The organism is Micromonospora vulcania (assembly GCF_042658605.1).
Lineage (GTDB): Bacteria > Actinomycetota > Actinomycetes > Mycobacteriales > Micromonosporaceae > Micromonospora > Micromonospora vulcania.
Genome location: NZ_JBHSQS010000002.1, coordinates 243947 through 267849 on the forward strand (window position 1 = coordinate 243947; position 23903 = coordinate 267849).

At 74.7% G+C, this 23903-nt stretch carries 18 protein-coding genes and 1 pseudogene; 7 read left to right on the plus strand and 12 right to left on the minus strand.

The annotated features are described in order from the left end of the window. The first annotated feature begins 129 nt into the window (after nt 1-129). Nucleotides 130-459: a hypothetical protein gene (locus ACFQGL_RS03730; protein WP_377505996.1), complete on the plus strand. Its 330-nt coding sequence runs from the start codon at nt 130-132 to the stop codon at nt 457-459. 121 nt (nt 460-580) lie between these two features. Here the strand turns inward: ACFQGL_RS03730 and ACFQGL_RS03735 are convergent, their stop codons facing one another. Then, complete coding sequence (locus ACFQGL_RS03735; RefSeq protein WP_377505301.1) at nt 581-2155, minus strand: leucyl aminopeptidase; 1575 nt, start codon at nt 2153-2155, stop codon at nt 581-583. A gap of 162 nt (nt 2156-2317) precedes the next feature. On the opposite strand from ACFQGL_RS03735, the gene gcvT reads away from it, so the two are divergent. Continuing rightward, nucleotides 2318-3448, plus strand: a complete 1131-nt coding sequence (gene gcvT, locus ACFQGL_RS03740) for a glycine cleavage system aminomethyltransferase GcvT (RefSeq protein ID WP_377505304.1) — start codon at nt 2318-2320, stop codon at nt 3446-3448. Between the two features lie 45 nt (nt 3449-3493). On the opposite strand, the gene ACFQGL_RS03745 is transcribed toward gcvT, so the two are convergent. From ACFQGL_RS03745 to ACFQGL_RS32160, 4 genes and pseudogenes are all read right to left on the minus strand, one after another. Next, nucleotides 3494-4801: a DUF2314 domain-containing protein gene (locus tag ACFQGL_RS03745; RefSeq protein ID WP_377505307.1), complete on the minus strand. Its 1308-nt coding sequence runs from the start codon at nt 4799-4801 to the stop codon at nt 3494-3496. A gap of 67 nt (nt 4802-4868) precedes the next feature. Next, nucleotides 4869-5642 carry an adenosylcobinamide-GDP ribazoletransferase gene (locus tag ACFQGL_RS03750; protein WP_377505310.1) on the minus strand — a complete coding sequence of 258 codons (774 nt, stop codon included), beginning with the start codon at nt 5640-5642 and terminating at the stop codon, nt 4869-4871. After that, nucleotides 5632-7605: a bifunctional adenosylcobinamide kinase/adenosylcobinamide-phosphate guanylyltransferase gene (locus tag ACFQGL_RS03755; protein ID WP_377505313.1), complete on the minus strand. Its 1974-nt coding sequence runs from the start codon at nt 7603-7605 to the stop codon at nt 5632-5634. Before ACFQGL_RS03755 ends, ACFQGL_RS03750 begins: the two co-directional genes overlap by 11 nt. Nucleotides 7606-8569: 964 nt before the next feature. Further along, nucleotides 8570-9478: pseudogene (locus ACFQGL_RS32160) on the minus strand (serine/threonine-protein kinase); the annotation flags it as partial. A gap of 142 nt (nt 9479-9620) precedes the next feature. On the opposite strand from ACFQGL_RS32160, the gene ACFQGL_RS03765 reads away from it, so the two are divergent. Beyond that, nucleotides 9621-9821: a hypothetical protein gene (locus ACFQGL_RS03765; protein WP_377505320.1), complete on the plus strand. Its 201-nt coding sequence runs from the start codon at nt 9621-9623 to the stop codon at nt 9819-9821. Beyond that, nucleotides 9821-10618 (plus strand): site-2 protease family protein, encoded by a 798-nt coding sequence (locus ACFQGL_RS03770; RefSeq protein WP_377505999.1) that lies wholly within the window; start codon nt 9821-9823, stop codon nt 10616-10618. Before ACFQGL_RS03765 ends, ACFQGL_RS03770 begins: the two co-directional genes overlap by 1 nt. A 286-nt stretch (nt 10619-10904) precedes the next feature. On the opposite strand, the gene ACFQGL_RS03775 is transcribed toward ACFQGL_RS03770, so the two are convergent. From ACFQGL_RS03775 to ACFQGL_RS03785, 3 genes are all read right to left on the minus strand, one after another. Beyond that, nucleotides 10905-11903, minus strand: a complete 999-nt coding sequence (locus ACFQGL_RS03775; protein ID WP_377505323.1) for an aldo/keto reductase family protein — start codon at nt 11901-11903, stop codon at nt 10905-10907. A 43-nt stretch (nt 11904-11946) separates the two neighbouring features. Further along, nucleotides 11947-16956, minus strand: coding sequence for a WG repeat-containing protein (locus tag ACFQGL_RS03780; RefSeq protein ID WP_377505326.1), 5010 nt, complete (start codon nt 16954-16956; stop codon nt 11947-11949). 382 nt (nt 16957-17338) lie between these two features. Continuing rightward, nucleotides 17339-17899: a helix-turn-helix domain-containing protein gene (locus tag ACFQGL_RS03785; protein ID WP_377505329.1), complete on the minus strand. Its 561-nt coding sequence runs from the start codon at nt 17897-17899 to the stop codon at nt 17339-17341. Nucleotides 17900-17965: 66 nt separating this feature from the next. Between ACFQGL_RS03785 and ACFQGL_RS03790 the strand changes: the two genes are divergently transcribed. After that, a complete protein-coding gene (locus tag ACFQGL_RS03790; RefSeq protein WP_377505332.1) occupies nt 17966-18727 on the plus strand; it encodes an AzlC family ABC transporter permease in 762 nt (253 codons plus the stop codon). Then, the gene (locus tag ACFQGL_RS03795) at nt 18721-19029 is read left to right on the plus strand and encodes an AzlD domain-containing protein (RefSeq protein ID WP_377505335.1); all 309 of its coding nucleotides are present in this window, start codon (nt 18721-18723) and stop codon (nt 19027-19029) included. Before ACFQGL_RS03790 ends, ACFQGL_RS03795 begins: the two co-directional genes overlap by 7 nt. 7 nt (nt 19030-19036) lie before the next feature. On the opposite strand, the gene ACFQGL_RS03800 is transcribed toward ACFQGL_RS03795, so the two are convergent. The 4 genes from ACFQGL_RS03800 to nadA all read right to left on the minus strand — a co-directional run bounded on the left by ACFQGL_RS03800 (nt 19037) and on the right by nadA (nt 22525). Then, complete coding sequence (locus ACFQGL_RS03800) at nt 19037-19630, minus strand: DUF3043 domain-containing protein (protein ID WP_377505338.1); 594 nt, start codon at nt 19628-19630, stop codon at nt 19037-19039. A 127-nt stretch (nt 19631-19757) separates the two neighbouring features. After that, nucleotides 19758-21113 carry a UDP-N-acetylglucosamine 1-carboxyvinyltransferase gene (gene murA, locus ACFQGL_RS03805; RefSeq protein ID WP_377505341.1) on the minus strand — a complete coding sequence of 452 codons (1356 nt, stop codon included), beginning with the start codon at nt 21111-21113 and terminating at the stop codon, nt 19758-19760. Then, on the minus strand, nt 21110-21259 hold the full coding sequence (locus tag ACFQGL_RS03810; protein WP_377505344.1) for a hypothetical protein: 150 nt from the start codon (nt 21257-21259) through the stop codon (nt 21110-21112). Before ACFQGL_RS03810 ends, murA begins: the two co-directional genes overlap by 4 nt. A gap of 66 nt (nt 21260-21325) precedes the next feature. Beyond that, nucleotides 21326-22525, minus strand: a complete 1200-nt coding sequence (gene nadA, locus ACFQGL_RS03815) for a quinolinate synthase NadA (RefSeq protein ID WP_377505347.1) — start codon at nt 22523-22525, stop codon at nt 21326-21328. A gap of 68 nt (nt 22526-22593) precedes the next feature. Here nadA and ACFQGL_RS03820 point away from each other — a divergent pair, with 68 nt between their 5' ends. Next, nucleotides 22594-23733, plus strand: coding sequence for a glycerate kinase family protein (locus ACFQGL_RS03820; RefSeq protein WP_377505350.1), 1140 nt, complete (start codon nt 22594-22596; stop codon nt 23731-23733). The last annotated feature ends 170 nt before the right edge of the window (nt 23734-23903 follow it).

Consider the following 23903-nt stretch of genomic DNA (forward strand, 5'->3'; position numbering starts at 1 on the left):
ACGGACACACCCCACCTCGGTCATCTTGTCACCACTGGGCACAGGGTGCGTACTGAGGTGCCCAACGACACGTCATCGACACGTACGCTTGGCACCGTCTTCGATGGCGGGCGATGGGGGAGAGGTCCGGTGGGGTTGTTCCGGCGCCGCAAACAGGCGCGTGTGGTGAGCCGTGACCGCGCGGCGGATCGCGGCGACCTCGACCATCTCGAAAACTTCGTCAAGAGCCGGCGCGGCGTCGAGGCGTTCATCGAGCCGAGGACCACCGTCACCGAGACCACGGTCATCCTGATCGCCGACGACGGGGAGTGGACCCGCCGACGTGTCGAAGGCCCGGACGGCGCCCGGCGCTTCGCGTACCGGATGGGCATCCCGGTGTACGACGTCCGGCTGATGGGCTACCCGCAGCGGATGCGCGACTTCAACGAGCGCCGCAAGCGTCGCCCCGACCGGCACTGATCCGCTTGCTCTGCACTGACCCGCTTGCTCTGCGCTGGCGCGCTTGTTCTGCGCCGACCCGCTTGTTAGGAAGGGCCCCCTGTTATGCACCAAGCGTTAACAGGGGGCCCTTCCTTGCGCGTCAGCCGTTTGCGGCGACGTCCTCGACCAGCTGCACCAGGGTGCGGACCGGCACGCCGGTGCCGCCCTTGGTCCAGTAGCCGGTCGGCTCACCCGAGTAGTAGCCCGGCCCGGCGATGTCGATGTGCGCCCACGCCACGTCGTCGGTCACGAACTCGCGCAGGAACGCCCCGCCCTGCAGCATGTGCCCGGCCCGGTCCATCCCGGCGTTGACCTGGGAGATGTCCGCCACGTCGGAGTCCATGCCCTTGCGCACGTCGTCCGGCAGCGGCATCGGCCAGGCCGGCTCGCCGACCGTGTCGCCGACCGTCCGGACCCGCTCGCACAGCTCCGGGGTGCCCATCACGCCGGCCACCCGCTTGCCCAGCGCGATCACCTGGCCGCCGGTCAGCGTGGAGGTCTCGAACAGGTAGTCGGTGCCGTCCTCGCAGGCGCGGGCGATCGCGTCGGCCAGGATCATCCGGCCCTCGGCGTCGGTGTTGAGCACCTCCACCCGCTTGCCGTTGTACATGGTGATCACGTCGCCCGGCCGGTAGCTGGTGCCCGACGGCATGTTCTCCGCCATCGGCAGGTACGCGCTGACCGCCACCGCCGGCTTGAGCGCGGCGATCGCCAGCATGGCGGCACCCACCGCGGCGGCGCCCGCCATGTCGGACTTCATCTCCCACATGCCCTGCGCCGGCTTGATCGAGATGCCGCCGGTGTCGAAGGTGATCCCCTTGCCGACCAGCGCGACCCGCTTGCCGCTGCCGCCGCCCTGCGGGGTGTAGGTCAGCTTCACCAGACGCGGCGGGGCCTCCGAGCCCTGCCCGACCGCGACGATGCCGCCGTACCCGCCGGAGGCCAGCGCCGCCTCGTCGAGCACCTCGACGCCGAGGCCCGCGGCGCGGGCCGCGTCGGCCACCGCGTCCGCGAACGACGGCGGACGCAGCTCGTTCGGCGCGGTGTTCACCCAGTCCCGGCTGAGCCGGACCGCGCCGGCCACCGCCTGCGCCCGGGTGATCTCCGCCTGGGCGCCCGCGTCACCGGCGTCCGGCACGGCCACCAGCACCTCGGCCACCGGCTCGCGCCGGGCCGGCTGCGGCCGGGTCTTGTAACCGGCGAACCGGTACCCGCCGAGCAGCGCGCCCTCGGCGACCGCCCGCAGCGCGGCCAGCGCGTCGGCGTCGTCCGGCAGCGGCATGGCGAGCGCCACCTTCGGCGCGCCCGCCAGGGCGCGGATCGCCGCGCCGGCGGCCCGGCGCAGCGTCTCCGGTGCCGGGGCGGCGCCCGACGGCTCCGGGCCGAGCCCGACGGCGGTGACCAGCGGCGCGGTGACCGTGCCGAGCGTGGCCAGCTTGATCACCTCGCCCGCGCCACCGGTCGCGCCGAGCAGCGCCAGTGTCTCGGTCAGCTTGCCGTCGAACGCGGCGGCGATGCTCTCCGCGCCGCTGGCGAGCAGCAGGGTGCCGGCGAGGCCGCTGGTGGCGTCCTGCTCTCCGGTCTGGCTGTGCACGCCGATCACGATCGCGTCGACGGCGAGCTCCGCCGGGTCGGTGTCGACCAGGCTCAGGGTGGTGGTGCGGGGTGAAGTCACTGAAGCTACTCCGGGCGGGCCGGGCCGGCCGCGGCGTCGCGTACCGGCGGTGAAGGTCTCCGGCGGAACCTACCTGCCGGACGTGAGGGTTGTCCCGCCGATGGCGCCTGCGGGGTCCCGCCGATGCTAACCAGGGACGTTGCCACCGGTAAGTTGCCACCCATGACCGACGTGACCTTCGACGCCGCCGCGACCCGGCTGCGCCGTTCCCCGCTGCATGAGCGGCACACCGCCGCCGGTGCCAAGTTCGCCCCCTTCGGGGGCTGGGAGATGCCGCTGGAGTACGCCGGTGGCGGGGTGCTCAAGGAGCACACCGCCGTGCGTACCGCGGTGGGGGTCTTCGACGTGTCGCACCTGGGCAAGGCCCGGGTGACCGGCCCCGGCGCGGCCGACTTCGTCAACGCCTGCCTCAGCAACGACCTGGGCCGGATCGGCCCCGGCCGGGCGCAGTACACGCTCTGCTGCGACGACGCCACCGGCGGTGTGGTGGACGACATCATCGCCTACCTGCACGCCGACGACCACGTCTTCCTCATCCCGAACGCGGCGAACACCGCCGAGGTGGTACGCCGGCTGCGCGCCGCCGCGCCGGAGCAGATCACCGTCACCGACGAGCACGAGGCGTACGCGGTGCTGGCCGTGCAGGGCCCGCGCTCGGCGGAGCTGCTGGGCGCCCTCGGCCTGCCCACCGAGCACGGCTACATGAGCTTCTCCACCGCCGGGCTGACCGAGGTGGAGCTGACCGTCTGCCGGACCGGCTACACCGGCGAGCTGGGCTACGAGCTGGTGGTGCCGGCGGAGCACGCCGTCGCGGTCTGGGACGCGCTCTTCGCCGCCGGCGAGGGCTTCGGGCTGCGCGCCTGCGGGCTGGCCGCCCGGGACACGCTGCGCACCGAGATGGGCTACCCGCTGCACGGGCAGGACCTGTCCCTGGAGATCAGCCCGGTGCAGGCCCGCTCCGGCTGGGCGGTGGGCTGGGACAAGCCGGCCTTCTGGGGCCGGGACGCGCTGCGCGCCGAGAAGGCCGCCGGCCCCCGGCGTACGCTGCGCGGCCTGGTGGCCGTCGACCGGGCCATCCCGCGACCCGGCATGGCCCTCTACGTCGGTGACGTCCAGGTCGGCACGGTGACCAGCGGCACCTTCTCACCCACCCGCAAGCAGGGCATCGCCCTGGCCCTGGTGGACACCGAGGCGGAGCTGAAGGACGACGACGTGGTGGAGATCGACATCCGCGGCCGCCGAGCCCCCATGCGCCTGACCCGCCCGCCCTTCGTAACCCCCTCAGTGCGCTAACACCCCGGCATCACCGGTGGGGGGGGGGTCAACACCGCGTGCGGGTCAGGAGGGGGTTGGGGGGTTGGGGGTTGGGGGTTCGCCGGAATCCAGGACAGCCTGGGTCCAGCCGCCTTCGATCACGCCGGTGGCGTCCAGCACCGCCCAGTCGACGACATCGGTCGCTTCGACCACCACCGGAGCACCGATGCGGACCGCCGGATCGGTGGCGGCGTCGCTGGCGCTGACGCCCACGATCCGCTCCTCGGTGTCCCAGGAGGTGACGCCGGCCCACACGTACTCCGGGCCGTCGTCGCCGGGCAGGCCGTACTTGACCACCAGCTGCGACTCCGCCGGCAGGTTGCCGGCGACGAACCGGGCCCGGACACCGTCCAGCGCGGCCCGGGCGGTGGCGACCGCCCGGCTCATCGCGTCGCCGGAGCGGGCGTAGCGCACGTCCGGCTGGATCCCGGAGAACAGCGTCGCGCAGGCGGCGGCGTAGTACCGCCCGTCCGGGCCGGGATGCCCGGCCGGCGGGCGCAGGCTGAGGAACGAGTCGGCCTCCGGGTCGGTCGCCGGGTCCAGCTCCAGGCGCAGCAGCACCGGCGCGGTCGCGCCGTGCTGCTCCGGATTGCCGTACGCCACCGCGATGTCGTGCCCGGTCACCGTTGCCAGGACCGGCAACTGTACGAACGCCGGCACCTCCTCGCCGGAGAGCCCGTCGGTCCAGTCCCGCAGCAGCCGCCGGGCTGCCCCGGTCATCACCGCACCCCAGGCCCGGGTGAGATGGTCGGGCACCCCCTGCGTCTGCAACTCCAGCAGCCCGAACCGGCGCAACCCCTTGGTGGTGAACCACAACCCCTCGGTGTCCGAGGAGTACGGCACCAGCACCCAGTCCACCAGCCGGATCCGGCCCTGCTCGTCGGGCAGCGAGCGCAGCGCGGTCGCCGGGTCGAGGAACTGCAGGCCGAAGACGTCCACCACGTCACCGTCGACGGACTCGGCCACCGCCGCCGCCACCGCCCGGGCGGCCCACTCGTGCGCCGGCGGCCAGCCGGGCCGGTACTCGGCCTGCACGACGACCAGGTGACTCGCCGCGGCCAGCCGGCCGAGCTGCTCCTCGGTGGCGCCGAACGCGGTGAGCAAATCCGGCGGCAGCGCGGGGAACTCCGCGATCGGGCGAGTGTCCACGCTCATCAACGGGCTGTCCAACATCTGCCGGGCCAACCCGTGCACCGGCTCGGCCAGCCGGCCGGTCAGCGCCGCCACCGCGGTCTTCGCGCTGACCTTCGGCAGCCCCGCCATCGGCACCAGGTAGGTCGCGCTGAGCGACTCCGGGACCGGTACGGGCAGGAAATCGTCCGTGATGAGCATTGTCGTCCCCCGGGGTGGCCTGGTCGGCGCTGTCGAGCCGAACGCTACCCGGCCCGCCGTACCCGCCTCAGGCGGACAGGACCACACCGAGGTAGACCAGCGTGGTGACCACCTCGACGGTCGCACCGAGCACGTCGCCGGTGATCCCGCCGAGCCGGCGTACCACGTGGGTCAGCAGCGGCACCGCGACGGCGAGTGCGGCGACGACGGCCAGCGGCCCCTGCCACGGACGGCCCGGCACCGCGGGCACCGCGAGCAGCACGACGGCGACCGCGCCGACGGCCAACGCCACCGGGCCGACGGTGCCCGCGACCAGCGCTCCCAACCCGTCCGGGCGGGCCGCCGGCACGCCCCGCCGGCAGGCCACCGCGACGCCCAGCCGCCCGGCGGCGGTCGCCGTGACCACCGCCGCGAGGCACGCCGGCCCGGACCGGCCGACCAGCTCGGCGAGCACCGCCGCCTGCACCAGCAGGACGACCACCAGGGCGACGACTCCGAACGGGCCGACGTCCGGCTTCTTCATGATCTCCAGCGCGGCCGCTCCCCGGCGGTAGGAGCCGAGCGCGTCGACCGTGTCGGCCAGCCCGTCCAGGTGCAGTCCCCGGGTGAGCAGGGCGGCGGCGCCCACCGTCACGCCGGCGGCCACCAGCGGGGGCGCGAACGCGCCGGCCAGCAGCAGTACGCCGGCCAGGAGCGCGCCGAGCAGCACGCCGACCGCCGGGGCGAGCGCCATCGCGACGCCGGCCACCGGACGGTCGATCCGTCCGGCCCGGACCGGCGCCGTGCTGAACGTGGTGAGGGCCAGCCGGGCCCCCGCGGCGAGCCGCGACTCAGACGGCACGCCAGCCCGACGCCGGCTGCTCGTCGGCCCCGGTGGTGGCCGGGCCCGGCCCGTCCGGCTCCGGCTCGGCGTAGTCGGGCTCGCGGTACTCCGTCTCGCGGTAATCCGGCTGGGTGTAGTCCGGCTCGGTGTAGTCCGGCTCACTGTCGTCCGGGTCGACGTACCCCGGCTCGTCGGTGTCCCCGGTCGACTCGCCGCCGGACAGCGACGGGTGGACCGGCAGCGCGGCGGCCAGCGACAGCACCGAGCGCAGCAGCGGCAGCGCGGCCAGCGCGTTCGCCCCCTCGCCGAGGTCCAGTCGCAGGTCGAGCAGCGGGGTGAGGCCGAGCACGTCGGCGGCCAGCCGCACCGCCGGGTGCCCGCCGTGGTCGGGGAGCAGGCACCAGTGCCGCGCCTGCCCGGCCAGGTCGCGGCTGACCATGCCGGCGGCCAGGCCCACCGGGCCGTCCAGCAGCACCGGCACCCGGCGGGCGGTGGCGCCGAGCAGCACGCCGGTGGCCACCGCCACGTCGCCGCCGCCCAGCTCGGCCAGCACGTCCTTGGCGCTGCGCGGCGAACGGCGGGTGCGGTGCAGCGCATCGCGTACGGCCGCGCAGCGGATCATCCAGGCCGCGTCGTCGATCTCGCCGGAGTCGGTGATCACCCGACCGAGCACCGCCGGCGGCTCCGCGCCCGCGGTGGCCGCCAACACCGCCGCCGCGGCGGCCTCGGTGCCGGCGCCGCACGCCCCCAACACCAGCAGCTGTACGCCCGCGTCGGCGGCCTGCTCCGCCAGCCGCCAGCCGTAGCGCAGCGCGGACTCCACCTGCTCGGGAGTGAGCGCCGGCTGGTCCTCGATCGGTGCGGCGGTCGGGGCGTCCACCACCTGGAGGCTCGCGCCGCTCTCGGCGGCCAGCCGGGCCAGCACGCCCCGGCCCGCGCGGGCCTGCGCGGCCCGACGCGCGGACTCGCCGGCCACGGTGCCGGCCGACGCACCGCCGGAGTGGTCGCCGTGCAGCAGCAGCACCCGTACCGAGCCCCAGGAGACCGGGGTCGAGGTGCCCTGGGTGGCGGCGGCGAAGCCGACCGCCCGCTCCAGCACGCCCAGCCCGGCACCGGGCACGTCCAGGGTGGCCAGGCGGTCCACCGCCTGTGGGCCGGCGTACTCGTCGGGCATCGGCAGTTCCATGCCGGGCTGGATGACCAGCCCGGTGGCCACCATCGGCAGGGCCATGGTCGGCGCCGCCCACGGGTTCCCGGGCTCCTGGTTCGGAGCGGCCGGCGGGGCGTGGGTCAGCACGTCGGGCAGCTGCACCTCGGGGGTGGGCTCGACGTCGGCATCGCTCATGCCGCTCGGCGCGGTGGCGGTCGCGGTGACCGCCGGGGCGGGAACGGTGGTGGCCGTGGCCGTGGGCGTGGCCGTGGCCGTGGGCGTGACGGTCGGCTTCAGCCAGGCCGGTTGACCGGCGACCACCAGCACCACCGCGTCGCAGGCGTCGGCGACCGCGCGGTTGGCCGCGCCCAGCGCGTCGGTGAACGCCCGGCCCAGCGGCGTGGTCGGCACCAGCGACAGCCCCACCTCCGGGCTGACCAGCACCACCCGCGCCGCACAGGTGCGGACCGCCTCGGCCAGCTCGGCGATGGTCGCCACGTCGTCGGCCGGCTGGTGCTCCGGGTCGAGCAGCACCGTCACCCAGCCGCCCAGGTCGTCGACGAGCAGCGTCTCGTTGGGCTGGGCGGTCGAGAGCACGTCGGCGAGCCGCCGCGGCTCGCCCGCGGTCTCCTCGGTGGTCCAGCTGCCCGGCCGTCGGGCGCGATGCGCCGCCAGCCGGGTCGCCCACTCGGTGTCCTCCGGGTCCCCCTCCGCCGCGGTGGCGAGGTAGCGGACCACCGGCGCGTCGGTGACCAGGGACTCAGCGAACTCGGACTTGCCGGACCGGGTGCCGCCGAGCACCAGGACCGTGTTCCACCCGTCAACGGACATGCCCGTACCTTAAGGCCGCCCGGGGTGCCGGTGCCTGCCGGCCCGGCGGTCAGTCGCAGTGCTCGAAGCCGCTGCCGTAGCTGACCCCGCCGGTGGAGCCGCCCCACTTCACGCACGCCCCGGCGGCGCCAGCCCGCACGGGCCCGGCGTAGTAGTCGAACGACCCGCTGTCGGTGCTCCGGGCCCGACCCTGCACCTCCAGGTACGCCGAGGCCGCCGACTTCGTACCGACCGCGATGTCCTTGAGGGTGACCACGCAGTTGTTTCCGGTGCCCGAGTGGTACAGCAGGAAGACCCGGCCGGCACGACGCCCGCCCCCGTCGGTCAGCGTCGCCGAGTCGATCACCTGGTAGCCACTGCCGCACGCCTGCGCCGCCGTGTACGGGTTGGGCTTGCCGGCCGGGCTGCCACTGGACGTCGGTCTGCCGCTGGCCGTACCGGTCGGCTTGCTGCCCGGCGTCGGGGTACTCCCGCCCGGCGCACCGGTCGGCGCGTCGGTCCGGCCGCCGGAGCCGGTCGGCTCGGCGGACGCGGTGCGGCTGGGTCCCGGCGTACCGCTGGACGGGCGTCCCGGGGTGGTCGCACCCCCGGGATCCAGCGAGGCGTCGTCCGGAACGGACGTCGAGTCGCCGGCCAGCGCGGGCGGCCGGTCCGGCGTGCCCGGCTCACCGCCCGGCCGGAGCGCCACCACGGCCACGGCGATCAGCGCCACGACGACGACCGCGCCGGCCCCGACCAGCAGTAGCCGTTGACGGCGGGACGGCCCGGCCCGGAACACGTCCTCCCGGGTCGGCCCCGGCCCGGTGACCGGCTCGGCCGCGAAGCCCGCCGGTGAACGCACGGCCGCCGCCCCGATCGGCGCCGCGCCCAGCGGGGCGAGTCCGGTTGCTGCCGGCCCTGCCGGCCCTGCCGGCCCTGCCGGCGCGGCGGGTGGCGCGGGGGCCGGGACGGGCGGCGCGGCGGCCTGGGCGGCCGGGGGCGTGGCCGGGCCGGGGGCGGCCACCGCCCACGGTGGGCGCGCGGAGGGCGGGATGCTGGCCAGGGTCGCGTCGCGGGCGTCCGCGGCGGCAGCGGCCAACTCGGCGGCGCTGGCGTACCGGTCCGTCGGGCGCTTGGCCAACGCCCGTTCGACCACCGCCGCGACCGCCGGCGGGGTGCCCGACGGCAGCGGCGCGGGTTCGTCCTGGGCGTGCCGCAGCGCCACCGCGAGAGGATTGTCACCGTCGAACGGCGGCTGGCCGGCGAGGCAGAAGTACGCCACCGCGCCGAGCGCGTAGACGTCGGTGGCGGCCGAGACCGGCTGCCCGGTGGCCTGCTCGGGAGACATGTACGACGCGGTGCCGAGCACCATGTTCGCGGCGGTCAGCCCGGCCATGGTCCGGGACCGGGCGATGCCGAAGTCCACCAGCACCACCCGGCCGTCCGGCTTGACCAGCAGGTTGCCCGGCTTCACGTCCCGGTGCACGATGCCGGCGAGGTGGGCGGTGTGCAGCGCGTCGGCGGCCTGCGCCAGCACCGACATGGTGGTGGCCGGGTCCAGTCGACCGGCCCCGCGTACCCGGGCGGAGAGCGGCTCGCCCTCGACGTACTCCATCACCAGGTAGTCGACCCGGCTCCCGTCGGCGAGCACGGCCTGCCCGACGTCGTGCACGGCGACCACGCCGGGATGCCGCAGCGCCGCCAGCATCCGCGCCTCGGCCCGGAACCGGGCGGTGAACTCCTGGTCGGCGACCAGCGACGGCAGCAGCACCTTCACCGCCACCTCGCGTTCCAGCAGCACGTCGGTGCCGCGCCAGACCGCGCCCATCCCACCCGTCGCCACCCGCTCGCCGAGTCGGTAACGGTCGCCGAGCAGCACTCCCCGTGTCAGCACCGAGCCACCGTACCGGTCGACGCCGATGTGTTGATCCACCCGTGGGGCGCCGCGGGGCGAGCGCGCGGCCGTTCCGCGCCGGGCCGACTACGCTGGCGAGGGTTCGTCCCACGGGGACTTCAGCGGCGAGGGGAGACGCGGCATGGCGTGGAGCTGGCGGTACGAGGGCACGGACGGCAAGACGGTCGACGGACCGGCGGAGTCGTTCGGCAGCCAGGCCGACGCCGAATCCTGGATCGGTCAGACCTGGCGGGAGCTCGCGGCGTCCGGCGTCACCTCGGTCGCGCTCGTTGAGGACGACCGGGTGGAGTACCGGATGAGCCTGCTACCCACGGCCGAGTGATGGGCATCGACCGGCCGGGCGGCGAGGGGCTGGTCCTCGGCGTACCCAAGGCGGCGTTCCGGCCGAGCCCGGTCTTCCTCGGTCTGGTCGCCCTCTTCGCGGTCAGCGGGGTGCTGGCCTGGAACCAGTACGGCAGCGTCCGGTTCGACGTGTTCCTCTTCGTGGTCTCCGGCTGGCTGGTCTCGCTCTGCCTGCACGAGTACGCCCACGCGGTGGTGGCGTACCGGGCCGGCGACCGGGACATCGCCCACCGCGGCTACCTGACGCTCAACCCGTTCAAGTACACCCACCCGCTGCTGTCGATCGTGCTGCCGGTGGTGGTGGTGCTGCTCGGAGGCATCGGCCTGCCCGGCGGCGCGGTGTGGGTGGACCGGCACGCGATCCCCGGCCGGCTGCGGCACACCCTGGTCAGCCTCGCCGGCCCGGCCACCAACGTGCTGTTCACGCTGGTGCTGGTGGCAGCGGTACGCCTCGGCACCCAGGCGGGTGGTCCGGTGGAGTTCTGGGCCGGCGTGGCGCTGCTGGCCTTCCTGCAGCTCACCGCGAGCGTGCTGAACCTGCTTCCGGTCCCCGGCCTGGACGGCGGCAACATGATCCAGCCGTGGCTCAACCCGCAGTGGCGCAAGATGTACGACATGTTCGCCCCGTACGGCTTCCTGCTGCTCTTCGCGCTGCTCTGGAACCCGCGCATCGGCGGCTGGTTCTTCGACGCGGTCTTCGCCGTCGGCGATCTGCTCGGCCTACCGTCCTGGCTCTACGCCACAGGCCTCGACCTCATCCGCTTCTGGCAAAGCTAACCCCTCGCCCACCCTCCGCGCCCCGCCGCGCGCCCCGCTCGCCCACCCTCCGCGCCCGCCTCGCGCGCCCGCCCCGCCGTCCCGCCCCGTCGATCTAGGGCATATTGCTGTGTGTTGATCTTCATCAGCAGTGATATGCCCTAGATCGGCGGGGCAGGGCGGGCGGGGCGCGACGGGGCAGGGCGGGCGGGGCGCGACGGGGCAGGGCGGGCGGGGCGCGACGGGGCAGGGCGGGGCAGGGCGGGCGGGGCGCGACGGGGCAGGGCGGGGCGGGCGCGGGGTTAGGTTACGGGCGCTGGGCGGGGGACTGGGTCTTTGCCGGGTCGCGCTCGGTGACCGGCTCGACGATCTCGTCGATTGCCTTGAGCAGCGCGGCGTCGAGCTTCACACCGGCGGCCTTGACGTTGTCGTGTACCTGCTCCGGGCGGGACGCGCCGATGATCGCCGAGGAGACGTTCGGGTTCTGCAGCACCCACGCCACCGCGAGCTGGGCCATGCTGAGCCCGGCCTGGTCGGCCAGCGGCTTGAGCTGCTGCACGCGGGTCAGCACGTCGTCGGTCAGGAATCGGGAGATGAAGCCCGCGCCGGACTTCTCGTCGGTGGCCCGGGAGCCGGCCGGCGGCGGCTGCCCCGGCAGGTACTTGCCGGAGAGCACGCCCTGCGCCATCGGCGACCAGACGATCTGGCCGATGCCCAGCTCCTCACTGGCCGGCACGACCTCGGTCTCGATGACCCGCCACAGCATCGAGTACTGCGGCTGGTTGGAGACCAGCGGGACGTGCAGCTCGCGGGCGAGCGGGTGGGCGGCGCGCAGCTGCTCGGCGGACCACTCGGAGACGCCGATGTAGTGCGCCTTGCCGGCGTGTACGACGTCGGCGAAAGCCTCCATCGTCTCCTCCAGCGGCGTGCTGTGGTCGTACCGGTGGGCCTGGTAGAGGTCCACGTAGTCGGTGCGCAGCCGGCGCAGCGAGCCGTTGATCGACTCCATGATGTGCTTGCGGGACAGGCCGCGGTCGTTGCGGCCCGGCCCGGTCGGCCAGTACACCTTGGTGAAGATCTCCAGACCCTCGCGACGCTCGTTCTCCAGCGCCCGGCCGAGCACGTCCTCGGCCCGGGTGCCGGCGTACACGTCGGCGGTGTCGAAGGTGGTGATCCCCGCGTCGAGGGCGGCCCGGACGCACGCGAACGCGGCGTCCTCCTCGACCTGTGAACCGTGGGTGATCCAGTTGCCGTACGAGATCTCGCTGACCATCAGGCCGGAACGGCCCAGGTGTCGGAATTCCATACTCCGACCCTAGCTCTGCCGGATCATGGTCGCGAACGGCCGGTCAGAGCACCGGGTGGGCGTCGATCATCAGCCGGTCGATCTCCGCCACCACGGCGTCCCGGTCGCGGTGTACCGGATCGATCAGCGGCTCGCCGCGTCGGTCCAGCGCACCCCACCGCCCGCCGCTGTTACCCACCAGGAACGCCACCGGGTGGATGACCAGCATCGGATGCGTCGGCGCGACGACCATGGCGCCGTTGCGGTCGACCACGCCGCGCCGGCCACCCACGTCGACCACGGCGAGGCCCTCGTCGGTGAAGCCGTCGATCTGCCGGCCGTCGGCCAACTCGGTGACAAAGCCGTGGTAGCGGGTCGGCACCACGATCCGTCCGTTCCGGTCGACCGCGCCCCATCCCTCGCGCCGTACCGCGGCCACCCCACGACGGAACGGGCGTACCTCGGCGTAGTTGGGCGGCACCTGCACCGCGCCGGTCGCGTCGATCGCCGTCCACCCTCCGTCGCCGACCACCCACGCCAGGCCGTCGCTGAACGGGCGCACGGCACGGAACGACGGCGGGATGACCGTCGTACCGAGCATGTTGATCAGCGACCACCGGTCGGTGTCCGGCCGGCGGACCCAGGCCAACCCGTCGTGGAACGGCTGCGCCTCGGCGTACCGCGACGGGATGACCAGCTCACCGTCGGTGTCGGTGTAACCCCAGAGCGGTCCGTCCTGGCCGGGCGCCGGGGGTCGGTCGCGGTCGAGCACCTCGTCCCGACTCCGGGGGTACGCCCCAAAGCCCCCCGCGGCCCGGTCCGCGACCGCGTCGAGGCTCACCCGGACCCGGTCCAGCAGGTCGGGGTCGTCGGCGCCGCGGAGGTCGAGCGCCCGCTCGAAGTGCTGGCAGGCCTCCATCAGCCGGCCCTGGTCATAGCAGCACCGCCCGGCATGCTCGTGCAGCGCGGCCCGTAGCCGGTCGGGTAGCTCGATCGAGATGGCCTTGGCGAAGAGTTGGTCGGCCTCGGTGAAGTCGCCGCGCCAGCGCAGCACGTGGGCCAACCGGGCCTGGGCCAGCGCGGTCCGGCGCAGCTCGCCGGTGGCCTCGGCGTAGGTGAGCGCGAGCCGGCCGTCGGCCAGCGCGTCGTCCAGTTCACCGAGGATGCGGGAGACCACCGCGCGCAGACTGAGCAGTCGAGCCCTGGACCGGTTGTCGATGGCCGAGCCCAACTTCTCGGTCAGCCGCCGCCGGATCGCCCGCAGCTCGTCCGGCTCCGTCAGCACCTCGCGCAGGGTGTCCGGGTCCAACCGCCACCGGTACGCCGCGAGGACCTGCTCCGGGTCGCCCTGCTCCACCGACGGCCGGGCCGCCGGCGCGGCACCGGGTGGCGCGGACACCGGCACGCTCTCCTCGGGTGACCCGGCCCGTGGCTCGGGTACGACGGCCGGCGGCGCGGAGACCGGCGGCGGGGAGGTCGGCGACCCGGAAGCAGGTGGTGCGGAGACAGGCGGTGCGAACACGGGTGGCGCGGACACGGGGGTTGCTGGCGGCCCGGACACCGGGGTTGCTGGCGGTGCGGACACCGGGGGTGCAGGCGGCCCGGACACCGGTGCTGCGGAGATCGACGACGCGGACACCGGTGGCGCGGACACGGGTGGCGCGGGCACGGGTGGCGCGGACACCGGTGGCGCGGACACCGGCCGCGCCGGGGGCCCGGACACCGGCGCTGCGGAGACGGGTACCGCCGAGATCGGGGCTACGGGCATTGCCGAGACGGGCGCTGCGGGCGGCGCCGAGACGGGGACTGCCGAGAACGGTTGCTCCGCGTCGTCGTCGGACGCCGAGACAGGCGATGGCGGCGCACCGGCTGCGGACAGGTCGTCCGGCCGGGAGCGGGCCGGCGATTCCGGTTCGCTCGTGCCGCCGACGGTACGCAGGTCCGAGGGCGGGTTGTGCGGCGTGGAGGTGGTCCCGTCGGTCCGGTCGCTCCGGGCCGGGTCGGTGTGTCCGTCGGCCGGCGTGGACACTGGCCGGTCCGTCGACGCGGGGTTCGGCTCGTAGTCGCTGATCCGCGACGTCGGCTGGTCCGGCGGCTCGGAATCGGCGAGGTGGTCGGCCGCCCAGTCGGCGGGCGCGCCGGGGGTCGGTGCGGACGTCCGACCGGTCACCGGGTGGTCGGGTGCGGGGTCGGTGCGGTAGTGCACCAAGCCGCTGCTCGGTAGGCCGGAGACGGGCCGGTAGGCGTCGTCCGACATCGGCTCGTCGGTCGTCCGCGGGTCGTCGTCCAGCAGGTCGTCGGCCCAGGTCCGGGGGGCACCGGACACCGGGCGTGCCGGAGGCGCGGAGATCGGTGCGCCGGAGACCGGGTGCGCCGGAGGTGCGGAGACGGGTGCGCCGAAGACCGGGCGTCCCGGAGGTGCGGAGACCGGTGTGTCGGCCGGCGACCCGATCGCTGCCTCCCGACCGGTGCGGACATCGTCCGCCCAGGGGTCGGCTTCGACGGAGACCGACTCGGCCGGGGGTGCCGACCTCGGCCGTGCGGGCGGTGCCGAGACCGGCTGACCCGGCGGTGCCGAGACCGGCTGTGCGGGCGGTGCCGAGACCGGCTGACCCGGCGGTGCCGAGACCGGCTGTGCGGGCGGTGCCGAGACCGGCTGTGCGGGCGGTGCCGGCACGGGCTCGGCCGGCGGCGCGGAGACGACCGGCCGTGCCGGCGACGTGGGGGTCGGTGCCGCGTCGGCCGGCTCGACGGGGATCGACGGGTCGCGTTCCGGCTCGGGCGGCGGCGAGGAGCCGGCGCCACCCGAGGACGGCGGGCCGTCGGTCACCGACTCGTCCTGGTCGGACTCTGCCTGCTGGCCGGAGTTGAACCAGGCGGCCGGCGCCTCGGTCGGCTCCGGATCGGGTACCACCACCGGCTCCGACGGCGGCGGTGGGACGTACCGGCGCGGCCGGCCGGGGGCGATCGGAAGCGCGGGCTCGCTCCCGGCCGTGGGTGTCGGGGGCGCGGGTGTGGGCGCCGGCCAGGTGGTCGGGGGCTCCGCGGCCCGCCAGGTGGGCGGCGGCGCGAGTGGTTGGCGCGCGTCCGCCGTCGGGGCGGGCGGCTCCGTCGACCGTGGACGGTCCTGCTGGGCAGCCGGGCGTTCGGTCGTGGGTGGCTCGCCGCCACGGCGTTGGTCGGCCGGGCGGTCCGCGGTGCCCGGGCCGGGGTAACGCGGCGGTGCGGTGGTCGACGAGCCGGGCGTGGGCGGCTCGGCCGGCGTCCGACGCTCGGGGGACGGCGCCGGGTCGGCGAGCGGGGGGTCGACCGGGGCGGACAGGAACTCCAGGCGGAGCCGGGCGGCCGGCGGCCCGGACACCGGAGTGTCCGTCGCGGGGGAGACCGGGGCAGCCGACACCGGGCGGTCCCGGTCCGGGTGACCGGGCCGGAACTGGTCGGCCGGTCGGCGGCCGTGGTCCGTGCCGGGGGACACCGGGGCGGCCGAGAACGGCCGGTCCCGGCCCGGCGCGGCGGGTGAGACGGGTGCCGGTGACACCGGTCGCTCCGGGGCGACCGGCGGGACCGGGGCGGCACGGGCGGGAGTGGCCGGTGCCGGTGGAGCCGCCGCGGCGGGACGTTGCGGTCGGTCGTCGTACCGGGGCGGCGCGACCGGTGGACGTTCGGACCGGGCCGCTGGACGCGACGGGACACCCGGTTCGGCGGTGCGGCGCGGCTCCTCGCGGTGGCCCGGCTCCCGGGTGCGGTCCTGGTGCACCGGACCCGGCGGAGGCCAGGGCAGGCTGCCGTCGGGCCGGGGGCCGGGCTGCGACCGCGACTCGCGGTACGCGTCCTCGCGGTACGCGTCCTCGCGGTAGGTCTCCTCGCGGTACGCCTCCGGTCGGGCCTCCTCGCGGGAGCGCCGGTCCGGGTACGCCTCGGCACGGGCCGCCGCGTCGCGGGTCTGCCAACGCGGGTCGGTGTCGGGTCGACGCCGCTCGTCGTCGCGACGTGGCTGACCGGGCGTCTCCGGTTCGGGCCGGCGGCGGCGTCCACCGTCGGGTGTCTGCGGTGCGCCAGTCCCGTCGTCCGGGCGGTACCGCCGGTCCGTGGGCGTACCGGCGTCCGCGCGGGCACGGGCCGCCGGCCGGGCGTCGTCAGCGCCGCGCTCGGGGCGTCGGGCGTCGTCGCGCTCGGGACGCCGGGTGTCATCGGCGACCCCGTCGGCGCGGTATCGGGAGCGGTCCTCGACGGGCGCCCACTGGCCGGCACCGTTCGCCGCCCAGCCGTCGGCCGTCGCGGCCCAGCCGTCGGCCGGCCGGCCGTCGTGGGCCCGGGTGGGGCGGGCTCCGTACCCCTCGGAGGGGTTCCGCTCGTAGCCGGCGGCCGGACGCTCCTGCGCGGCACGTCGGCGCGGCGGCTCGTCCGTCTCGGGCACCCAGCCGGCATCGGACCGGGGTGCGGGGGAGACCGGTGGCGCCGCGGGGTAACCCCGGTCCCGGTCGGCCGGCTCGTGTCGCGGCCGGCGGGTGTCGTACCGCTCGGGGTTGGGTTGGTCCCGGTGCCAGGCGGCCTCCCGTTCCGGTCCCCGATCGTCGCCGGGGCGCCGGTCGGACCAGGCGGTCCGCCGGTCCGACTCGGGGTGGCGACGTTCCTCGCGCCGGGGCGGCTCGGGCAGCGGCCGGCGGTACGGCTCGTGGTCGTAGTGGCGGGTGTCCGCGCCCCCGTCGGGTCGGCCGTAGGCGGTCGACTCGACCGGGCGCTCGTCGCCACGGGACCGGCCGCCGTAGGCCGGGGCCTCGACCGGGTCCTCGTCGGCCCAGGACCGTCGGTGGGGCGCCGATTCCGCCGGCGGTTCGTCGGCCCAGGACCGGCCGAGGTAGGTGCCGTCCGGGCGGGTGGGGGCGAGCGGCGGCACCTCGCTGCGGCCGACCACGGCCGCTCGGCCACGCGGTGGTGGGGGTGGCTGGTGAGGTACGCCGATGTCGCCGGGATAGCGCTGGCCGGGGAACTGGGGGTGCCACTCGATGGTCGGGTCGTCCACCCAGGACGGTTCGTTCGGGTCGCGCCAGCGGTCGGTGTAGCGGCCGTTCATCCGTCGAGCCCATCGCCACACACGGAGGGCCGACCGATCTGGGCCGGAGGTGTGCCGTCGGTGGGCGCGCCCTGGTCGCCGTCGGGCGTCCGGTCGCCGCCTGCCACACCCCGGTGGCCGGCTCGCGTCCGCTCGCTCACGGCGTTGTCACCTCGTTGCACATTGTCGCGCTGGGGCCTCGCGCGCCGGTCAGGTCGCCCGTTCCGGCAGGGCGTGGCTGCGGATGGAGGGTAACGGCGTGGGCTCGGTCACCGCCACTGTGGTGCCGCCCACGGGCGCAAACGTTATCCCACCGTTTCGGACATTTGGGCCGATAACCGATACTGGTCTGCCGACGATACCGCACCCGCTCGCGGGGTGGCTCGGCCGGGATCGGGTGCGGTCAGGGGTGTTCCATGACGAGGACGGCGAAGGTGCCCGGGGCCAGTGCCTCGTAGCGGTGCGGGGCGTCACCGGGAAACGTCGCGTAGTCGCCCGGGCCCAGATCGACCTGGCCGGTCTCCGGGCCCACCCGCAGTCGGCCGGCGGCGACCACCACGTGTTCGACGCTGCGCGGGGTGTGCGCGTCCGCGGCCCGGACCGCACCCGGCTCCAGCGTGATCAGGTAGACGTCCCGGCGCAGGTGCGCCGACCCGGCGCTGAGCAGCGTGCCGGTGAAGTCGGCCTGCTCGGAGCGGACCTGCGGTCCCTCGCCGGCCCGGATCACCCGGATGCCGTCATCCGCCGGCTCCACCAGCCGGCTGAACGGCACGCCGAGAGCGACGCCGAGGGCCCAGAGCGTCTCCACACTCGGGTTGCCGGTGCCCGACTCCAGTTGCGAGAGGGTGGACTTGGCTACTCCGGCGCGGCGGGCGAGTTCGGTCAGCGAGATGCCGACCCGTTCCCGCTCCCGGCGCAGGGCGGTGGCGATGGTGGCCAGCGGGGCGGCCGGTTCGGGAGGCATTCGTTCGCTCCATTGGATCAACGTTCGGTTTGACGAACAGCGGCAACCTGTTCAGCATGGTGAACCATGCGTACGGTACAACGAACAGCCGACGCGCGGATGCTTCGCGACGTGCTTGCCCTCGGTGCGGCCATGATCGCGGTGGGTGCCTCGTTCGGGGCGGTCGCGGTCGGTGCCGGGCTGCCCGTGTGGGCCGTCCTGACCATGTCCGCGGTCCTCTACGCCGGCGGCGCGCAGTTCATGGCGGTCGGCCTGGTGGCCGCCGGTAGCCCACTGGCCGCCGTCCTGGCCGGGCTGCTGCTCAACGCCCGGCACCTGCCGTTCGGCCTCGCCCTCGGCGACAGCCTCGGTCCCCGGTTACGCCACCGGCTGCTCGGCAGTCACCTGATGACCGACGAGGTGACCGCGTTCGCCCTGGCCCGGCCGGCCGGCCCCGCCCGGCGACGGGCGTTCTGGCTGGCCGGCCCGCTGCTCTTCCTGCTCTGGAACGCGGGCACCCTGCTCGGCGTGCTCGCCGGTGGCGCGGTCGGCGACCCGGCCGCACTGGGCCTGGACGCCGCCTTCCCGGCCGGGCTGATCGCGCTGCTGCTGCCGAGCATGCGGGACCGGGACACCCGGCACGCGGCGCTGGGTGGGGCCGCGTTGGCGGTCGCCGCCACTCCGGTGCTGCCGGCCGGGCTGCCCGTGCTGCTCGCGCTCGCCGGACCGGCCGTGCTCGCCTTCCGCCACCGGTCGACCCCAGCCCACGGCGTCGACTCGACCCCAGCCCACGACGTCGCCGCGACCGCCGCTGGCGTGGTCGAGCACACCGAGGAGAGATCATGCTGATCGCGGTGATCCTGGCGCTGGCCGCCGGTACCTACGGCTTCCGGGTGGCCGGCGTACTGCTGCGGGATCGGCTGGACCTGCCCGACTGGTCGCGGCGGCTGCTACCGGTGGGCGCCGCCGCACTGCTCGCCGCGCTGGCCGCCACCGCGGCGGTGACCGAGGCCGGCCGGTTCGCCGGCTGGGCCCGTCCGGCCGGGGTGCTGGTGGGCGTGCTGCTCGCCTGGCGTCGGGTGCCGTTCGTGCTGGTGGTGGTGGGCGCGGCCGCCACCACGGCGGTGCTCCGCCTGCTCGGCGTGGACTGAGCCGAGGTCAGACCTTGTCGCCGAGCTTGACCTGGGGGGCCGGGGCGCGCATCCGCCGGAAGGTGATCGAGCGCATGACCGCGTACAGGTAGAGCGAACCCATCCGCAGGTCGCTCTTCGGGAAACGCTCCCGGACCAGCTTGCTGATCTTGCGGCAGATGAGCACCGAGTCGATGATCACGCCCAGCGCCAGCGCACCCCAGAGCACGTTGGAGACCAGGCGGACCACCGGCGGCATCGCCCCGTTCGACCCGATCAGCACGATCAGCGCGCCGCCGAAGAACCAGGTGCCGACCGTACGCCGGGAGTCGACCACGTTGCGGGCCAGCAGCCGCTCCGGGCCACGGTCGCGGGGGCCACCCTCACGGCGGAACTCCGACGCGGCCTCGGCGCGCAGTTGCCGGCGACGCTCCCGCTCCTCCTCCTTGGTCAGGGGGCGGGTGGGGCCGGCCGGGCGGCGGCCGGCGGTCGGCCGCTTCGGCGTCTCCCGACCCTTGGCCGGGGTGTAACCCCGGGAACGCTCGGCGGTCTCCTCGGGGGTCACCGAGGAGACGGCCTCGTCGACGAGGTCGGTGGACTTGCGGCGAAAGAGCGACGGCACGCGGCAAGGGTAGCCAACGGTCGGCGCCCGGTGCACATCGCGGTGCACCGGGCCGACGGCTCCAGGTCGCTGCGCGGCGAAGACGCACCGAGCTGGAGCCGTCGTAGCGAACGGAAGGTGTTCGACGTTACGGACGCTCGGCGTGCGCGCCCAAGTCGGCGAGCTTCGCCTCGAAGTCCTCGTAGCCCCGGTTGATCAGGTCGACGCCGTACACCCGGGAGGTGCCCTCGGCCGCGAGCGCCGCGATCAGGTGGCTGAAGCCGGCCCGCAGGTCCGGGATGACCAGGTCGGCGGCGTGCAGCTTGCTCGGCCCGGCGATCACCGCCGAGTGCTTGAAGTTGCGCCGGCCGAAGCGGCACGGGGTGCCGCCGAGGCAGTCCCGGTAGACCTGGATGTTGGCGCCCATCGAGTTCAGCGCCTCGGTGTAGCCCAGCCGCTGCTCGTAGACCGTCTCGTGGACGATCGACAGCCCGCGGGCCTGGGTCAGCGCCACGACCAGCGGCTGCTGCCAGTCGGTCATGAAGCCGGGGTGCACGTCGGTCTCCAGCGCCACCGCGTTCAGCTCGCCGCCCGGGTGCCAGAACCGGATGCCGCCCTCCTGACCCGGGTCGCCGAGCTTCGGCGGCCGGGCGTCGGTGACCTCGTACTCGCCACCGACCGAGCGGAAGATGTTCAGGAAGGTCATCATGTCGGCCTGCTGCGCGCCGAGCACCTCGACGTGACCACGGGTGGCCAGCGCGGCCGCGGCCCAGCTCGCCGCCTCGATCCGGTCCGGGATCGGCCGGTGCGTGTAGCCGTGCAGCTTCGGCACGCCCTGGATCTCGATCACCCGGTCGGTGTGCACCTTGATGATCGCGCCCATCTTCTGCAGGATGCAGATCAGGTCGATGATCTCCGGCTCCACCGCGGCGTTGCGCAGCTCGGTGACGCCCTCGGCCATCACCGCGGTCAGCAGCACCTGCTCGGTGGCGCCGACGCTCGGGTACGGCAGGGCGAACTTGGTGCCGCGCAGCCCGTTGGGCGCGGACAGGTGCAGGCCCTCGGGCCGCTTGTCGACCGTGGCGCCGAACTCCCGCAGTGCCTGCAGGTGGAAGTCGATCGGGCGCGGCCCGATGTGGCAGCCGCCCAGGTCCGGGATGAACGCGTGCCCGAGCCGGTGCAGCAGCGGGCCGCAGAACAGGATCGGGATCCGGCTGGAGCCGGCGTGCACGTTGATCTGGTCCGTGCTCGCGCTCTCCACGTTCGCCGGGTCGAAGACGAGCTCGCCGTCCTCGGCGCCGTCGGTCACCTTGACGCCGTGCAGCCCGAGCAGACCTCGGACCACCTCGACGTCGCGGATCTTCGGCACGTCGAACAGCCGGCTCGGGCTGTCGCCCAGCAGTGCGGCGACCATCGCCTTCGAAACCAGGTTCTTCGCGCCGCGCACGCGGATCCGCCCTTCCAGCGGAGTGCCTCCGTGCACGACCAGGACGTCGTCGGTCAACGCAACCTCCAGCGCGTCGGTGCTGCCATGTTGATGGTGGGGAGCGTGAACAACGTCGCTACCCAGGATGCGGCCATATCGAAACGGCTCGCGTGCGTCGTCGCTCCGGCAGCATAGCCCTCGGTGACGAAAAACGACTCGGTCACATCGCCGAGTGTGGCATTAATCGGTGATCCGGCACTTTTGCGTACCAAGGGCGCTACAGATGGTGATCAGGCCACGACCGGTGGCGGAGTGTCCGCGCCGGGCAGCGCGAGCATCTGGTCCAGTGCCACCCGGGCGTGGTGGGCGGTGTCGGCGTCCACCGTGATCTGGTTGGCCACCCGGCCCGCGACCAGCTCCTCCAGAGCCCAGACCAGGTGCGGCAGGTCGATCCGGTTCATCGTCGAGCAGTAGCAGACCGCCTTGTCGAGGAACATGACCTGCTTGTCCGGGTGCGCCAGCGCCAACCGGCGGACCAGGTTCAGCTCGGTGCCGAGCGCCCACGCCGAGCCGGCCGGGGCCGCCTCGATGGTCTTGATGATGTATTCCGTCGAGCCGACGTAGTCGGCGGCGGTGACCACCTCGTGCCGGCACTCCGGGTGCACCAGCACGTTCACCCCGGGCACCCGCTCCCGTACGTCGTTGACGCTCTCCAACGTGAACCGGCCGTGCACCGAGCAGTGCCCCCGCCAGAGGATCATCTTGGCGTCCCGCAACTGCTCGGGGGTGAGCCCGCCGCCCGGCTTGTGCGGGTCGTAGAGCACGCAGTCGTCCAGGGAGAGACCCATCTCCAGCACCGCCGTGTTGCGGCCCAGGTGCTGGTCGGGCAGGAAGAGCACCTTCGACCCCTGCTCGAACGCCCAGTCCAGGGCCCGCTTGGCGTTGGAGGAGGTGCAGACCACGCCGCCGTTGCGGCCGACGAAACCCTTGATGTCGGCCGAGGAGTTCATGTACGTCACCGGCACGGTGTCGCCGGCGATACCCAGCTCGGTCAGCGTGTCCCAGGCGGCCTCGACCTGGCCGAGCACGGCCATGTCCGCCATCGAGCAACCCGCCGCCAGGTCGGGCAGGATCACCCGCTGGGCGCTGGTGGTGAGGATGTCGGCGCTCTCGGCCATGAAGTGCACGCCGCAGAAGACGATGTACTCCGCGTCCGGGCGGGCCGCGGCCTCCCGGGCCAGCTTGAACGAGTCGCCGGTCACGTCCGCGAACTGGATCACCTCGTCGCGCTGGTAGTGGTGCCCCAGCACGAAGACCTTGCTGCCCAGCTTCGCCTTGGCCGCCGCGGCACGGGCCACCAGATCGGGATCACTGGGCGCCGGCAGGTCGCCCGGACACTCGACGCCGCGCTCGGTGTCGGGGTCGCTGCCCCGGCCGAGCAGCAGCAGAGCCGTCGCCGTGTTGGAGGGTTCCACCCAGGTCGAAGTCACGTGATCCATGGTCCCACAGCGCGAGCGCCGCACCGCGTCCGTCGGTGTGTGCTGCCACACTGCTCGGCATGCGCGTGCTGCTTTGTCCGGACAAGTTCGCCGGCACCCTGTCCGCACCGGAGGTGGCCGCCGCGGTGGCCACCGGCTGGCGCACCTTCGCCGACGAGGACGACCTGCTGATCCGACCGCTCGCCGACGGTGGGCCGGGCTTCGTGGAGGTGCTCGCCGAGGCACTGGGTGGCCGGCGGGTGTCGGTGCGGACGGTCGATCCTCTGGGTCGGCCGGCGACCGGTGAGATCCTGCTCACCGTCGACGGTACGACCGCCTACCTGGAGAGCGCCCAGGCGTGCGGGCTGCACCTGCTCGCCGCCGACGAGCGTGATCCCAAGAGCACCACCTCGTACGGGCTGGGCCTGCTGGTCGCCGCCGCGGTGGAGAGCGGTGCCAGGACGGTGGTGATCGGGCTGGGCGGCTCCGGCACCAACGACGCCGGCGCCGGCATGCTCGCCGCGCTGGGGATGACCCCGCTCGACGATGCCGGTGCCGCGCTCCCGTACGGCGGGGCGGCGTTGACCGCGATCGCCGCGCTGGACGGCTCACCCCGACTGCGCGGCGCCCGGCTGGTCGCCGCCACCGACGTGGACAACCCGCTGCTCGGCCTGCACGGCGCGAGCAACGTGTTCGGGCCGCAGAAGGGCGCCGACCGGTCCGACGTGCTGCTGCTCGATGCCGCCCTGGAGCGCTTCGCGGCGGTGCTGGAGCGGGACCTGCCCACCTGCCCCGCCGGGCTCGGCGCGCTGCCCGGCGGCGGGGCCGCCGGCGGCATCGGCGCGGCCATCCTCGCCCTGGGCGGCGGCTGCGAGTCGGGTATCGGCCTGGTCACCCGGGCCACCAGGCTGGACGACGCACTGGACACCGTCGACCTGGTGATCACCGGTGAGGGGTCGTTCGACCACCAGTCGCTGCGCGGGAAGGTGGTCGCCGGGGTGGCCGGCGCGGCGCGGGACCGTGGTGTGCCCTGCGTGGTGGTGGCCGGCCAGGTGAGCACCGGCCGACGGGAGGCCTCCTCGGCGGGGGTTACCGACGCGTACAGCCTGGTCGAGCACTTCGGCGGGGAGGAGCGCGGCGGGCTCGCCGCCGCGCTGAGCCGGCCCGCGGACGGGCTGCGCGAGCTGGGGGCCCGGCTGGCCCGGCAGTGGAGCCGCTGAGCGCCCCGGTCGGGCGACCGGAGCGCTCAGGACCGGGACGACCTGCGGCGGGGGTCACGCCACCGGGGTAAGTCCGGCCGGGGCGGCGTACGATCGGATTTGGACCACACCGGGAATCACTGGACGGCGCGCGGCGTTGGCCAGTGCGTCCGGACCCATACCGCGCAGGG

What these genes read in the sequence shown, in the direction of transcription:
- gcvT (WP_377505304.1), top strand. Translation starts at nt 2,318, where the DNA reads ATGACCGACGTGACCTTCGACGCCGCCGCGACCCGGCTGCGCCGTTCC.
- ACFQGL_RS03745 (WP_377505307.1), bottom strand. Translation starts at nt 4,801, where the DNA reads ATGCTCATCACGGACGATTTCCTGCCCGTACCGGTCCCGGAGTCGCTC.
- ACFQGL_RS03755 (WP_377505313.1), bottom strand. Translation starts at nt 7,605, where the DNA reads ATGTCCGTTGACGGGTGGAACACGGTCCTGGTGCTCGGCGGCACCCGG.
- ACFQGL_RS03765 (WP_377505320.1), top strand. Translation starts at nt 9,621, where the DNA reads ATGGCGTGGAGCTGGCGGTACGAGGGCACGGACGGCAAGACGGTCGAC.
- ACFQGL_RS03770 (WP_377505999.1), top strand. Translation starts at nt 9,821, where the DNA reads ATGGGCATCGACCGGCCGGGCGGCGAGGGGCTGGTCCTCGGCGTACCC.
- ACFQGL_RS03775 (WP_377505323.1), bottom strand. Translation starts at nt 11,903, where the DNA reads ATGGAATTCCGACACCTGGGCCGTTCCGGCCTGATGGTCAGCGAGATC.
- ACFQGL_RS03780 (WP_377505326.1), bottom strand. Translation starts at nt 16,956, where the DNA reads ATGAACGGCCGCTACACCGACCGCTGGCGCGACCCGAACGAACCGTCC.
- ACFQGL_RS03785 (WP_377505329.1), bottom strand. Translation starts at nt 17,899, where the DNA reads ATGCCTCCCGAACCGGCCGCCCCGCTGGCCACCATCGCCACCGCCCTG.
- ACFQGL_RS03790 (WP_377505332.1), top strand. Translation starts at nt 17,966, where the DNA reads ATGCGTACGGTACAACGAACAGCCGACGCGCGGATGCTTCGCGACGTG.
- ACFQGL_RS03795 (WP_377505335.1), top strand. Translation starts at nt 18,721, where the DNA reads ATGCTGATCGCGGTGATCCTGGCGCTGGCCGCCGGTACCTACGGCTTC.
- ACFQGL_RS03820 (WP_377505350.1), top strand. Translation starts at nt 22,594, where the DNA reads ATGCGCGTGCTGCTTTGTCCGGACAAGTTCGCCGGCACCCTGTCCGCA.